12 protein-coding genes are annotated in these 12,707 nt (G+C 64.5%); 7 read left to right on the top strand and 5 right to left on the bottom strand.

The annotated features are described in order from the left end of the window. Positions 1–100: 100 nt before the first annotated feature. The 4 genes from GV002_RS12225 (at position 101) to GV002_RS12210 (ending at position 4,866) form a co-directional block, all read left to right on the top strand. The gene (locus GV002_RS12225) at positions 101–667 is read left to right on the top strand and encodes a C40 family peptidase (protein ID WP_160018629.1); all 567 of its coding nucleotides are present in this window, start codon (positions 101–103) and stop codon (positions 665–667) included. A 251-nt stretch (positions 668–918) separates the two neighbouring features. Next, entirely contained in the window at positions 919–1,569 is a 651-nt protein-coding gene (locus GV002_RS12220) for a 7-cyano-7-deazaguanine/7-aminomethyl-7-deazaguanine transporter (protein ID WP_160018628.1), read from the top strand. 318 nt (positions 1,570–1,887) lie between these two features. Further along, entirely contained in the window at positions 1,888–3,354 is a 1,467-nt protein-coding gene (locus GV002_RS12215; RefSeq protein WP_160018627.1) for an NAD-dependent succinate-semialdehyde dehydrogenase, read from the top strand. Positions 3,355–3,489: 135 nt separating this feature from the next. Then, positions 3,490–4,866, top strand: a complete 1,377-nt coding sequence (locus GV002_RS12210) for an aspartate aminotransferase family protein (protein ID WP_160018626.1) — start codon at positions 3,490–3,492, stop codon at positions 4,864–4,866. 137 nt (positions 4,867–5,003) lie between these two features. Here GV002_RS12210 and GV002_RS12205 read toward each other — a convergent pair whose 3' ends face one another. From GV002_RS12205 to def, 5 genes are all read right to left on the bottom strand, one after another. Then, entirely contained in the window at positions 5,004–5,318 is a 315-nt protein-coding gene (locus GV002_RS12205) for a tetratricopeptide repeat protein (protein ID WP_160018625.1), read from the bottom strand. Positions 5,319–5,492: 174 nt separating this feature from the next. Next, complete coding sequence (gene trkA, locus GV002_RS12200) at positions 5,493–6,866, bottom strand: Trk system potassium transporter TrkA (RefSeq protein ID WP_160018624.1); 1,374 nt, start codon at positions 6,864–6,866, stop codon at positions 5,493–5,495. An 11-nt stretch (positions 6,867–6,877) separates the two neighbouring features. After that, entirely contained in the window at positions 6,878–8,191 is a 1,314-nt protein-coding gene (gene rsmB, locus GV002_RS12195; protein ID WP_160018623.1) for a 16S rRNA (cytosine(967)-C(5))-methyltransferase RsmB, read from the bottom strand. Then, a complete protein-coding gene (gene fmt, locus GV002_RS12190) occupies positions 8,188–9,120 on the bottom strand; it encodes a methionyl-tRNA formyltransferase (protein WP_160018622.1) in 933 nt (310 codons plus the stop codon). The genes rsmB and fmt overlap by 4 nt, the downstream gene beginning before the upstream one ends. A 56-nt stretch (positions 9,121–9,176) precedes the next feature. Next, positions 9,177–9,683, bottom strand: a complete 507-nt coding sequence (def, locus tag GV002_RS12185; RefSeq protein ID WP_013713230.1) for a peptide deformylase — start codon at positions 9,681–9,683, stop codon at positions 9,177–9,179. 153 nt (positions 9,684–9,836) lie between these two features. Here def and GV002_RS12180 point away from each other — a divergent pair, with 153 nt between their 5' ends. The 3 genes from GV002_RS12180 (at position 9,837) to GV002_RS12170 (ending at position 12,694) form a co-directional block, all read left to right on the top strand. Continuing rightward, on the top strand, positions 9,837–10,874 hold the full coding sequence (locus tag GV002_RS12180) for a LysM peptidoglycan-binding domain-containing protein (RefSeq protein ID WP_160018621.1): 1,038 nt from the start codon (positions 9,837–9,839) through the stop codon (positions 10,872–10,874). A gap of 81 nt (positions 10,875–10,955) precedes the next feature. Then, on the top strand, positions 10,956–12,071 hold the full coding sequence (dprA, locus tag GV002_RS12175) for a DNA-processing protein DprA (RefSeq protein WP_160018620.1): 1,116 nt from the start codon (positions 10,956–10,958) through the stop codon (positions 12,069–12,071). Positions 12,072–12,136: 65 nt separating this feature from the next. Next, on the top strand, positions 12,137–12,694 hold the full coding sequence (locus GV002_RS12170) for an L-threonylcarbamoyladenylate synthase (protein WP_160018619.1): 558 nt from the start codon (positions 12,137–12,139) through the stop codon (positions 12,692–12,694). Positions 12,695–12,707: the final 13 nt, after the last annotated feature.

The following is a 12,707-nucleotide window of genomic DNA, read 5'->3' as shown; positions in this document are numbered from 1 at the left end:
GCATCAGCGGTAAACCGTTCGTCGACTCGTCTCGCTTGGAAATGAACCAAAGGCTTTTTCAGGCAGTCCCTCTCCGGGACGGGCAGGCGGCTCGTTTCCGATGCAATGCCTTGATCAGGAAGGGTTTCCGCGCAAAGGCCAATCACCAGGGTCACTGGGTTTGAATAAATTTTTCATGTCATTTTGCCTGGGAGGCGCTCTTTTACTGGGAATTTGTACCCAAGCCTCCGCCACCTTTCGTATCCACACCATTCCTGCCACCGCGCCAGCGGTCGCGCCCAAACCGGCCAGCGAAGTGATCGACCGCGCCCTCGGCGCGCTGGGCACGCCCTACCGCTGGGGCGGTACCAGCCTGCGCCACGGCTTCGATTGCAGCGGCCTGGTGCAATACGCCTTCAAGACCCAGGACGACCTCGAACTGCCGCGCACCTCCCGCGCGCTGTCGCGCCTGGATGCGCCCTCGGTGAAGCGCAGCGACCTGCAGCCGGGCGACCTGCTGTTCTTCCGCATTCGCAGCCGCTCGGTGGATCACGTGGCCATCTACATCGGCGAGGGGCGCTTCGTCCACGCGCCGCGTCGCGGCACTAACGTGCGCATCGACTTCCTCAACAACTCGTACTGGCAGCGTCATTTCCAGTTGGCCAAGCGGGTGGTGCCGGAGGCTTGAGTCAGCGACGGCGCGTTCAAGGTCTGCGTGATTGGTCCCCTCTCCACGGAGGGGTGAGGGGGCTCATCGCGCAAGACCATTTCTCAAGTGCACAGCCTTACGCGAAGGCGCGACCTTTCATCCGGGCGGCGTGACCATCTGCGGCAAAACCTATCCCGTGGGTCAACAACGCGCTAGAATGCGCGCCGCTCGCGGCCATGTCGGCTGCGGCAGTGGGTTCCCTAACCCCACTCCATGAAAAAGGACATCGCATGACCCTGATTCCTGCGTCGGTCAGTCGGCCCGTACTGGCCGGCCTGATCGCCTTCCATATTCTCATCATCATCGCCAGCAACTACCTGGTGCAGCTGCCGATCACCCTGTTCGGCTGGCATACCACCTGGGGTGCGTTCAGCTTCCCGTTCATCTTCCTGGCTACCGACCTCACCGTGCGCCTGATCGGCAAGCATGCGGCGCGCGTGGTGATCGCCCGGGTGATGCTGCCGGCATTGGTCGCCTCCTACGTGGTGTCTGTGCTGTTCCACGAAGGCGCCTTCGGCGGCCTGGCGACGCTGGGCGAATTCAACCTGTTCGTCTTCCGTATCGCTGTGGCCAGCTTCCTTGCCTACGCCTTCGGCCAGTTGCTGGATATCCAGGTGTTCGACCGCCTGCGCACGATGCGCCAGTGGTGGGTTGCGCCGACCGCCTCGACCATTTTCGGCAACCTGCTCGATACCTTCCTGTTCTTCTCGGTGGCCTTCTGGCGCAGCGACGATCCGTTCATGGCGGCCAACTGGGTGGAGATCGCCACGGTGGACTACGTGATCAAACTGGCCATCAGCCTGATTCTCTTCGTGCCGCTGTACGGCATGCTGCTCAGCGCCATCGTACGGGCGTTGCCGCAGCGTACCGCCACAGCCTGAGCTGAATCCGTAGCCCGGATGCAATCCGGGACTGTTCTGTGCCCTGCCCCCGGATTTCATCCGGGCTACCGCAGCGGTGCGCGCGGCGCACCCTGAGTGCTGAAGCGCCTGCCACGGTAGCTGGTGGCGAGAGTGTGGGAGGGGCTTTAGCCGCGACTGCCTGAGTGTCGCCGCCGAGGCGCGACGGGCGCCCCAGAAATCCCCTGTTGCGCCTGATCCTTCAGAAAAAACTGCGGTAGCGCCCACCCGGTTTGGAAAAAACGCCAGGCCGCTCTTCCCTAGCATGTCTCCCATGCCCCAAGGCCCGGAGACATCGCCATGCCCCTCGATCATCCCTTGCTGTTCAAATCGCTGTGCTATGTGGATGGTCACTGGCTGCACAGTGATGACGGCGCCAGCATCGCCGTGCACAACCCCGCCGACCAGAGCGTGATCGGCCATGTGCCGATGCTTGGCCAGACGCAGATCGTCGCCGCGGTGGACGCCGCCCAGCGCGCCTTCGCCGACTGGCGCGAGCAGAGCCTGGACGCCCGTGCGGCGCTGCTGCGACGCTGGGCCGAGCTGATCCTGCAGCATCAGGAAGACCTGGCGCGCATCCTCAGCCTGGAGCAGGGCAAGCCGCTGGCTGAAGCACGCGGCGAGATCCGTTACGCCGCCAGCTTCATTCCCTGGTTCGCCGAAGAGGCGCGCCGGCTCTACGGCCAGACCATTCCCAGCCATATCCCCGGTGCTCAGCTCGGCACGGTAAAGCAGCCGGTGGGCGTCTGTGCCCTGCTCACGCCGTGGAATTTCCCCAGCGCGATGATCACCCGCAAGGCAGCTGCCGCCCTGGCCGCTGGCTGCGCCGTGGTGGTCAAACCGGCGCACGAGACGCCCTATTCGGCTTTCGCCCTGGCGCAACTGGCTGAGGAAGCGGGCTTGCCGGCTGGTGTATTCAACGTGGTGCTGGGCGAGCCGCAGATGGCCATGGAAACCCTGGTCAAGGATATGCGGGTGCGCTCGGTGAGCTTCACTGGCTCGACCCGCGTGGGCAAGCTGGTGTTGCAGGCAGCTGCCGAAGACGTGAAAAAGGTGGCGCTAGAGCTGGGCGGCAACGCGCCGCTGATCGTCTGTGCCGACGCCGACCTCGACCACGCTGTGCAGGTGGCGCTGGACGCCAAGTTCCAGACCTCCGGCCAGGACTGCTGTGCGGCCAACCGCATACTGGTCGAGCGTCCGGTCTATGAGGAATTCCTTCAGCGTTTCGCCAAGGCCGTGCGTGGCCTGCGTGTCGGCCCTGGGCATGACGCGCGCAACCAGATCGGCCCGCTGATGCACCAGGCTGCGCTGGACGCGACCGCCGCACGGGTCGCCGATGCCATCGAACAGGGTGCGCGCCTGCTGGCAGGCGGTGAGCCTCACGCGCTGGGTGGCTGGTTCTGGCAACCGACGTTGCTGGCCGATGTCACCGATGGCATGCGCATCTACCGCGAGGAGAACTTCGCCCCCATCGCCGGCGTGCGCGCCTTCGACACCCTGGACGAAGCGGTGGCCATGGCCAACGACACCGAATACGGTCTGGCCGCCTACATTTGTTCCAACCGCTTGGATGTCGTCCACCCGCTGATCCGCCGCCTCGACCACGCCATGGTCGCGGTCAACGGCACCAGGTTCACCGGCCACCCGATCCCCTTCGGTGGCATGAAAGCCTCCGGCCTCGGCCGTGAGGGCGGCACGGAAGGCTTCGAGCCCTTCGTCGAAACCAAGTACTTCTGCATTCATCACCAGGGCCAGCGTTACCCCTGATCATCCAGAGTGCGGGTGGGAGGGGCTTTAGCCGCGACTGACCTTACAGGCGCTGCAAGCATCGCGGCTAAAGCCCCTCCCACGAGCGTGTGAATTACCTTTAACGCTACCTCAGCGAATCAGATGGAGATCGCCATGACCGACTACCAGAAGCTGTTCGAGCAGGACCGTGCCCACTTCATGCACCCGTCCACCCACGCTCACGACCACGCCAGCGGCGCCCTCAAGGGCCGCATCATCACCGGCGCCTCGGGCATCCGCATTCAGGATCATGAAGGCCGCGAGCTGATCGACGCTTTCGCCGGTCTGTACTGCGTGAACATCGGCTACGGTCGTACCGAGGTCGCCGAGGCCATCTACAAGCAGGCCAAGGAGCTGGCCTACTACCACACCTATGTCGGCCATTCGACCGAGGCCATCATCGAGCTGTCGGCGCGCATCATCGACTGGGCGCCCAGGGGCATGAAGAAGGTCTACTACGGCATGTCCGGCTCGGACGCCAACGAGACCCAGATCAAGCTGGTGCGCTACTACAACAACGTGCTCGGTCGCCCGGCGAAGAAGAAGATCATCTCCCGCCAGCGCGGCTACCACGGCTCGGGCATCATGACCGGCAGCCTCACCGGCCTGGCCAGCTTCCACCAGCACTTCGACCTGCCTCACGCGGACATCAAGCATGCCGCCTGCCCGCATTTCTACAAGGCGCCGACCGGCATGGACGAGGCCGCCTTCGTGCGTCACTGCGCCGAGGATCTTGAGCGTCTGATCCTGGCCGAAGGGCCGGACACCGTGGCGGCCTTTATCGGCGAGCCGGTGATGGGTACCGGCGGCATCATCGTGCCGCCCACCGGGTACTGGGAGGCGATCCAGGCTGTGCTGGCCAAGTACGACATCCTGCTGATTGCCGATGAAGTGGTCTGCGCCTTCGGCCGTCTGGGCACGCCGATGGGCAGCCAGATGTTCGGCATGCAGCCGGACCTGATCACTACCGCCAAGGGCCTGACCAGTGCCTACGCGCCGCTGTCGGCGGTAATCGTCGGCGAGAAGGTGTGGAGCGTGATCGATGAGGCCTCCAGCCGCGACGGTGCCATGGGCCATGGCTGGACCTACTCCGGCCACCCGATCTGCGCCGCCGCCGCGCTGGCCAACCTGAATATCCTGGAGAAGGAGAACCTCGCCGCCAATGCCGCCGATGTCGGCGCCTACCTCAACCAGCAACTGCGCCAGACCTTCGAAGGTCATCCACTGGTGGGTGAAGTGCGTGGTGTCGGCATGCTTGCCGCGCTGGAGTTCATGGCTGACAAGGATGCGCGTACGCCATTCGATGCCGCGCTCAAGGTTGGCCCCCGCGTTTCTGCCGCCTGCCTGGAGCGCGGCATGATCGCCCGCGCCATGCCGCACGGCGACATCCTCGGCTTCGCCCCGCCGCTGGTGCTGACCCGCGCCGAAGCGGACGAGGTGGTGGGGATCGCCAAGGCGGCGGTGGATGCGGTGGCCAGCGAGGTACTCTGAGATCGCTAGAGCGGTAGGTTGCCGTCCTGTGGGAAGGGCTTCAGCCGCGACGGCTGAAGCCCTTCGCCAGCCCGGTGCACACGGCGCACCCTACAACACCGTTCGAACCGTAGGGTGCGCCGTGCGCACCGAGTCGCTCAGCGTTGCTTGTCCAGCTTGCGCAGAAACACCGTCATTTCTTTCTCGGCCTGTTTGTCGCCCTTGGCCTGAGCGGCGGCGATGCCCTGCTGCCAGGCCTGGCGTGCGCCGTCGTGGTCGCCATCGGCCTGCAGGGCCTTGCCCAGCAGCTTCCACGCCGCTGAATAGGCCGGGTCGAATTCCACGCAGCGTTGCAGGTGCTCGGCCGCCTGCGAGGTGTTGCCACCATCCAGATGGGCTTTGCCCAGGCCGAAGCGCAGCAGGGTGTTATCCATGCCCTTGGCCAACATCTTTTCCAGTGCCTCTGTGCTCATCTCGGCTCCCAGTCTGCTGCGCGTCGGCACTGCTGCGTTAAAAACAGGCTCGGACTGCTCATGTACTGTTCGTACACTCCGCGTCCTCGCCTGTTTTTGCCTTGCATTGCTCTAGCTCGCGAGACTTTGAAATTTTTAGAAGAGGGTCAGTCGTAGCCCGATGCAATCCGGGACTCAGAAGAACGTCAGGCCGGCCTGGAACAGGCGCTCGACGTCGCGGATGTACTTCTTGTCGACCAGGAACAGGATCACGTGGTCGCCGGACTCGATCACCGTGTTGTCATGGGCGATCAGCACTTCTTCATCGCGGATGATGGCGCCGATGGTGGTACTCGGCGGCAGGGCGATGTCTTCGATGGCGCGGCCGATCACCTTGCTCGATTTGGCATCGCCGTGGGCGATCACTTCCAACGCTTCCGCTGCACCACGGCGCAGGCTGTGCACGCTTTCGATATCGCCACGGCGCACGTGGGTCAGCAATGTGCCGATGGTGGCCAACTGTGGGCTGATGGCGATGTCGATCTCGCCGCCCTGCACCAGGTCGACATAGGCCGGGTTGTTGATGATGGTCATCACCTTGCGCGCGCCCAGGCGCTTGGCCAGCAGCGACGACATGATGTTGGCCTCGTCGTCGTTGGTCAGGGCGAGGAAGATGTCGGCGTCGTTGATGTTCTCTTCCACCAGCAGGTCGCGATCCGAGGCGCTGCCTTGCAGCACGATGGTGCTGTCGAGGTTCTCCGACAGGTAGCGGCAGCGTGCCGGGTTCATCTCGATGATCTTCACCTGATAGCGGCTTTCGATGGCCTCGGCCAGGCGTTCGCCGATGTTGCCGCCACCGGCGATCACCACGCGCTTGTAGCTGTCCTCGAGACGACGCATCTCGCTCATCACCGCACGGATATGCGCCTTGGCGGCGATGAAGAACACCTCGTCATCGGCCTCGATGACGGTGTCGCCCTTGGGCATGATCGGCCGGTTGCGGCGGAAGATGGCCGCCACGCGCGTGTCGACGTTGGGCATGTGCTGGCGCAACTGGCGCAGTTGCTGACCCACCAGCGGGCCGCCGTAGTAGGCCTTGACCGCCACCAGCTGCGCCTTGCCTTCGGCGAAATCGATCACCTGCAGGGCGCCGGGGTATTCGATCAGGCGCTTGATGTAGTTGGTCACCACCTGCTCGGGGCTGATCAGCACGTCGACCGGAATCGCTTCGTTGTCGAACAGCGCCTCGCGGGTCAGATAGGCCGCCTCGCGCACCCGGGCGATTTTGGTTGGTGTGTGGAACAGGGTGTAGGCCACCTGACAGGCCATCATGTTGACTTCGTCGCTGTTGGTCACCGCCACCAGCATGTCGGCATCGTCAGCGCCGGCCTGGCGCAGAACGGTGGGGAAGGAGCCCTTGCCCTGTACGGTGCGGATGTCCAGGCGGTCGCCGAGGTCGCGCAGGCGGTCGCCATCGGTGTCGACCACGGTGATGTCGTTGGCCTCGCTGGCGAGGTGTTCCGCCAGGGTGCCGCCCACTTGGCCGGCGCCGAGAATGATGATTTTCACTGATCGCTCCGTTAGCTGTGGCTGGTCACAGCGGTCTTTATCAGCTTGGCATAGTAGAAGCCGTCGTGGCCTTCCAGTTGTGGCAGCAGTTGGCGACCGTGCTCCGGCTGCAGGCCGAAGTCGCCGGCAATGGCGAGCTCCTGCGCATCGGCGGTGCGGGCCAGGAACGCGGCGATGGTCTCGCTGTTTTCCGTTGGCAGCACCGAGCAGGTGGCGTAGAGCAGGATGCCGCCGGGCGCCAGTGTCGGCCACAGGGCATCGAGCAGCTCGCCTTGCAGCTGGGCCAGTGCCGGGATGTCCTCGGGCTTGCGGGTCAGCTTGATGTCCGGGTGACGGCGGATCACGCCGGTGGCCGAACAGGGCGCGTCTAGCAGGATGCGCTGGAACGGCTGGCCGTCCCACCAGGCGCCGGTATCGCGGCCGTCGGCGGCGATCAGCGTGGCGTCGAGGTGCAGGCGCTCGAGGTTCTCGCGCACGCGCGTCAGGCGCTTGGCTTCCAGATCCACGGCGACCACTTCGCTCAGCTCCGGCTCGGCTTCCAGCAGGTGACAGGTCTTGCCGCCTGGTGCGGCGCAGGCGTCCAGCACGCGCTGGCCGGGCGCCAGCTCCAGCAGGTCGGCGGCCAGTTGCGCGGCTTCGTCCTGCACGCTGACGCGGCCGTCCCTGAAACCTGGCAGTGCGGTCACATCGCAGGGCTGCAGCAGGCGCACGCCGTCGCGGCTGAAGGTGCAGGGTTCGGCTTCGATGCCAGCGCTGCGCAGCTCAATGAGATAGGCATCGCGTGAACCGTGGCGGCGATTGACCCGCAGGATCAGCGGCGGGTGCGCGTTGTTGGCGGCGCAGATGGCCTGCCAGTCTTCCGGCCAATGCGCCTTGAGCGCCTTTTGCAGCCAGCGCGGGTGAGCGCTATGCAGCACCGGGTCACGATCGAGTTCGGCAAACAGGGCTTCGTGCTCACGCTGGGCGCGGCGTAGCACGGCATTGAGCAGGCCCTTGGCCCAGGGTTTTTTCAGCGCGCCGGCGCAGCCGACGGTCTCGCCGATGGCGGCGTGTTCGGGGATGCGGCTGTGCAGCAGTTGGTAGAGACCGATCAGCAGCAGCGCTTCCACGTCTTTGTCGGCGGCCTTGAAGGGTTTTTCCAGCAGTTTTTCGGCCAGCAGTTGCAGGCGCGGCTGCCAGCGAGCCGCGCCGAATGCCAGGTCCTGCGCCAGGGCGCGGTCGTGGTGTTCGACCTTGTCCAGCTGCGGCGGCAGGCTGCTGCCCAGCGAGGCCTTGCCGGACAGCACGGCGGTCAGGGCGCGCGCGGCTGCCAGACGTGGGTTCATTGACCGAGTACCAGGCCGACGGCGAACTGGTCGCGGCGGCTGTTATAGAGGTCGGCGAACGCCAGTGGCTTGCCGCCAGGCAACTGCAGGCGGGTCAGGCGCAGCGCGCCATCGCCGCAGGCCACGGTCAGGCCGCTCTTGTCAGCCGCGAGAATGGTGCCTGGGGTTCCCTTGCCCTCCCCGATTTCGGCTGCATGCACTTTCAAGGCATCGCCGTTCAGCATGGTGTGGCAGATCGGCCAGGGATGGAAGGCGCGCACCAGGCGCTCCAGCTCGACGGCCGGGCGGCTGAAGTCGAGTCGCGCCTCGTCCTTGTTGAGCTTGTGCGCGTAGTTGGCCAGGGCATCATCCTGTACCTCACCCTTCAGTGTGCCGGCCGCCAGGCCGTCGATGGCCTGTAGCACCGCCTGTGGGCCGAGCTGGGCGAGGCGATCATGCAGCGAGCCGCCCGTATCGCTGGCGCTGATTGGGGTGCTGACCTTGAGCAGCATCGGCCCGGTGTCCAGGCCAGCCTCCATCTGCATAACGGTAACGCCGCTCTCGGCGTCGCCGGCCTGCACCGCGCGCTGGATCGGCGCGGCGCCGCGCCAGCGTGGCAGCAGCGAGGCGTGGCTGTTGATGCAACCCAGACGCGGGGTGTCGAGCACCGCCTGTGGCAGGATCAGGCCGTATGCGACCACCACCATCAGATCCGGCTTGAGCGCCGCCAGCTCGGCCTGGGCCTCTTCATTGCGCAGGCTGGCCGGTTGGTAGACGGCAATGCCGTGCTCCAGGGCAAGCTGCTTGACCGGGCTCGGCATCAGCTTCTGGCCACGGCCGGCCGGGCGATCCGGCTGGGTGTAGACCGCGACTATTTCATGCTGGCCTGCCAGCAGGGCCTTGAGGTGCTCGGCGGCAAATTCCGGGGTGCCGGCAAAGACGATACGCATAGGGCAGTCACCAAAGAAAAAGGCTTGCCGTGGCAAGCCTTTCGGGTAATCGGAAGTCAGGCGCGTTGACGATGCTGTTTTTCCAGCTTCTTCTTGATGCGGTCGCGCTTGAGGTTGGACAGGTAGTCGACGAACAGCTTGCCGTTGAGGTGATCGCACTCGTGCTGAATGCACACGGCGAGCAGGCCTTCGGCGATCAGTTCGTAGGGCTGGCCATCGCGGTCCAGCGCCTTGATCTTGACCTTCTGCGGGCGGTCGACGTTCTCGTAGAAGCCAGGCACCGACAGGCAGCCTTCCTGATACTGGTCCATCTCGTCGGTCAGTGACTCGAACTCGGGGTTGATGAACACCCGCGGCTCGGACTTGTCCTCGGACAGGTCCATGACCACCACGCGCTTGTGCACGTTGACCTGCGTCGCGGCCAGGCCGATACCCGGAGCGTCATACATGGTCTCGAACATGTCGTCGACCAGTTGACGGATGGAGTCATCCACGACGTCCACCGGTTTGGCGATGGTACGCAGGCGTGGATCAGGAAATTCAAGGATATTCAGGATCGCCATATGCGTTTGTGATGCACTTGTGGAATAAAGTCAAAATCCGCTGCTAAGATGATGAACAGCATTGAAAAACGGCTTCACGCCGCGTATTCAGCGGGTTTGGCACGCGGCGCTAGGGCGCTTCACGTGAAGGCACATAATAAAGGGATTCACCGTATGAGGAAATCACTACTCGCCCTGCTCTTTGCAGCTGGCGGACTGGCCCTGACCAGCTTGGCTCAGGCCGAAGTGCAACTCAAGGACGGTCACCCGGACCGCTACACTGTGGTCAGGGGCGATACTCTCTGGGACATTTCCGGCAAATTCCTGCGCCAGCCGTGGAAATGGCCGGAGATCTGGCACGCCAACCCGCAGGTCGCCAACCCGCACCTGATCTATCCCGGCGATACGCTCAATCTGGTCTACGTTGACGGTCAGCCGCGCCTGATGCTCAACCGCGGCGAGTCACGCGGCACCATCAAGCTGTCGCCGCAGGTGCGCAGCACGCCGATGGCCGAAGCGATTCCGACCATCCCGCTGGAGGCGATCAACAGCTTCCTGCTGAGCAACCGCATCGTCGATACTCCGGAAGAATTCAACGGCAAGCCTTACGTCGTCGCCGGTAACGCCGAGCGCGTGGTCAGCGGCGCTGGTGATCGCGTCTACGCCCGTGGCCAGTTCGACGAACAGAACCCGATCTATGGCATCTTCCGCCAGGGCAAGACCTATGTGGATCCAGACACCGAGGAGTTTCTCGGCATCAACGCCGATGACATTGGTACCGGTGAGATCGTAGCTGAGGAAGGTGATGTCGGTACCCTGGTGCTGAGCCGTTCGACTCAGGAAGTGCGCCTGGGAGATCGCCTGTTCCCTACCGAGGAGCGTGCGATCAACTCCACTTTCATGCCCAGTGAGCCTACCAGTGAAATCAACGGCCTGATCCTCGATGTGCCGCGTGGTGTGACCCAGATCGGTCAGTTCGACGTGGTCACTTTGAACAAGGGTGGCCGTGATGGCCTGGAAATCGGCAACGTACTTGCGATCTACAAGACCGGCGAGACCGTACGCGACCGCGTTACCGGCGAAAGCGTGAAAATTCCGGACGAGCGCTCTGGCTTGCTGATGGTGTTCCGCACCTATGACAAGCTCAGCTACGGCCTGGTACTGCAGGCCAGCCGCCAACTGGCGGTGATGGATAAGGTCCGCAACCCGTAATACCCAACGAGCCCCGCACTAGCGGGGCTCGTGCTTTCAGGCCGCCAGGATGGCGGTGCAACTGTTCAGGGAAGAGTCGCCATGCCTGCATCCTCCTCGCTTTCCCCCGCCGTTTCTCCTGCCGAACTCGAAGCACGCTTGCGTCTGCATCTGCTGCCAGAGGTGGGGCCGCGACGCTTTCGCAAACTTCTGAGCGCTTTCGATAGCGCCTCGGCTGCACTCAGTGCGCCGGCCAGTGCCTGGCGTGCACTGGGGTTGCCGGCTGCCTGCGCCGAGCCTCGCCGCAGTGCGGACATCCGCGAGCGAGCGGCTGCCGCCCTGCACTGGCTGGATGAGCCTGGTCAGCATGTGGTGATGTGGGACGATCCAGGCTACCCAGCTCTGCTCGGCGAGCTGGCGGATGCGCCGCCGCTGTTGTTCGTGGCGGGCGAGCCGAGCGTGCTGGAGGCACCGCAACTGGCCATGGTCGGCAGTCGGCGCGCCTCGCGGCCCGGCCTGGATAACGCACGGGCCTTTGCCCGCAGCCTGGCGGGCGGTGGTTTCGTCATTACCAGCGGTCTGGCATTGGGGATCGATGGCGCCGCGCATCAGGGGGCGCTGGAAGGGGGCGGTAAAACGGTGGCCGTGCTGGGCACCGGCTTGCAGTGCCTGTATCCGCAGCGGCATGTGGGGCTGGCGGCGCAGATCATCGAGCACGGCGGTGCGCTGGTCTCCGAGCTGCCGCTGGACTGTCCGCCACAGGCGAGCAATTTTCCGAGGCGCAACAGGATCATCAGCGGGCTTTCGCTGGGTGTACTGGTTGTCGAGGCCAGCCCTTCGAGTGGCTCGCTGATCACTGCACGCCTGGCCGCCGAGCAGGGGCGGGAGGTCTATGCCATTCCCGGCTCGATCCATCACCCTGGCGCGCGTGGCTGCCATCAGCTGATTCGTGATGGCGCCACTCTGGTGGAAAGCATCGAACACATCCTCGAAGCTCTGCGTGGCTGGCAGGCGCCGGCCGTCGAATCCACATCGGCGTCGCTGGCTAGCGCCGAGCACCCGTTGTTGGCTTTGCTGCATGCCGCGCCGCACAGCACCGAGGCGCTGGTGCAGGCGATCGGCTGGCCGTTGTCACAGGTGCTGGCGGCTTTGACCGAGTTGGAGCTCGATGGCCTGGTGTGCAACGAGGCAGGACGTTGGTTGGCGCGCAGACCTTAAGTGCCGTGGCAGGCGACGATTGGCTTGGATAGACTGCCGCCCATTGATTCCGTGGGAGACAGTCGATGGCCAGCAACTGGCAGATACAGCAAACGGCGCGAGTGGTGCGTGAAGGTGGCGTGATCGCCTATCCGACCGAGGCGGTCTGGGGCCTTGGCTGCGATCCCTGGAACGAAGAGGCGGTGTATCGTCTTTTGGCGCTCAAGGAGCGGCCGATGCACAAGGGACTGATTCTGGTTGCCGATGACATCGAACAGTTCGACTTCCTGCTCGATGATCTGCCAGAGGTCTGGCAGGAGCGCCTGGCCGGCACCTGGCCTGGCCCGAATACCTGGCTGGTGCCGCATCAGAATCGCCTGCCCGAGTGGGTCACGGGCCAGCACGACAGCGTTGCCCTGCGCGTCAGTGACCATCCGCTGGTTCGCGCGCTGTGCCGCTACACCGGCCCGCTGATTTCCACCTCGGCCAATCCGGCGGGGCGCCCTTCGGCGCGTTCGCGCCTGCGCGTCGAGCAGTACTTCCCGGGCGAACTGGACAAGGTCCTTGGTGGCGCGCTTGGCGGACGCAAGAACCCCAGCCTGATTCGTGACCTGCGCACGGGCGATGTGATTCGTCCGTCCTGACGGGCCAATGCTC

The sequence above is a fragment of the Pseudomonas sp. 8O genome (assembly GCF_902506495.1).
Classification (GTDB): Bacteria; Pseudomonadota; Gammaproteobacteria; order Pseudomonadales; family Pseudomonadaceae; genus Aquipseudomonas; species Aquipseudomonas chaetocerotis.
This window is presented reverse-complemented; position numbering and strand designations above follow the sequence as displayed.

Excerpts from the sequence above, each read along its gene's own strand:
- GV002_RS12225 (WP_160018629.1), top strand. The coding sequence starts at position 101 with ATGCAATGCCTTGATCAGGAAGGGTTTCCGCGCAAAGGCCAATCACCA.
- GV002_RS12220 (WP_160018628.1), top strand. The coding sequence starts at position 919 with ATGACCCTGATTCCTGCGTCGGTCAGTCGGCCCGTACTGGCCGGCCTG.
- GV002_RS12215 (WP_160018627.1), top strand. The coding sequence starts at position 1,888 with ATGCCCCTCGATCATCCCTTGCTGTTCAAATCGCTGTGCTATGTGGAT.
- GV002_RS12210 (WP_160018626.1), top strand. The coding sequence starts at position 3,490 with ATGACCGACTACCAGAAGCTGTTCGAGCAGGACCGTGCCCACTTCATG.
- GV002_RS12205 (WP_160018625.1), bottom strand. The coding sequence starts at position 5,318 with ATGAGCACAGAGGCACTGGAAAAGATGTTGGCCAAGGGCATGGATAAC.
- rsmB (WP_160018623.1), bottom strand. The coding sequence starts at position 8,191 with ATGAACCCACGTCTGGCAGCCGCGCGCGCCCTGACCGCCGTGCTGTCC.
- fmt (WP_160018622.1), bottom strand. The coding sequence starts at position 9,120 with ATGCGTATCGTCTTTGCCGGCACCCCGGAATTTGCCGCCGAGCACCTC.
- def (WP_013713230.1), bottom strand. The coding sequence starts at position 9,683 with ATGGCGATCCTGAATATCCTTGAATTTCCTGATCCACGCCTGCGTACC.
- GV002_RS12180 (WP_160018621.1), top strand. The coding sequence starts at position 9,837 with ATGAGGAAATCACTACTCGCCCTGCTCTTTGCAGCTGGCGGACTGGCC.
- dprA (WP_160018620.1), top strand. The coding sequence starts at position 10,956 with ATGCCTGCATCCTCCTCGCTTTCCCCCGCCGTTTCTCCTGCCGAACTC.
- GV002_RS12170 (WP_160018619.1), top strand. The coding sequence starts at position 12,137 with ATGGCCAGCAACTGGCAGATACAGCAAACGGCGCGAGTGGTGCGTGAA.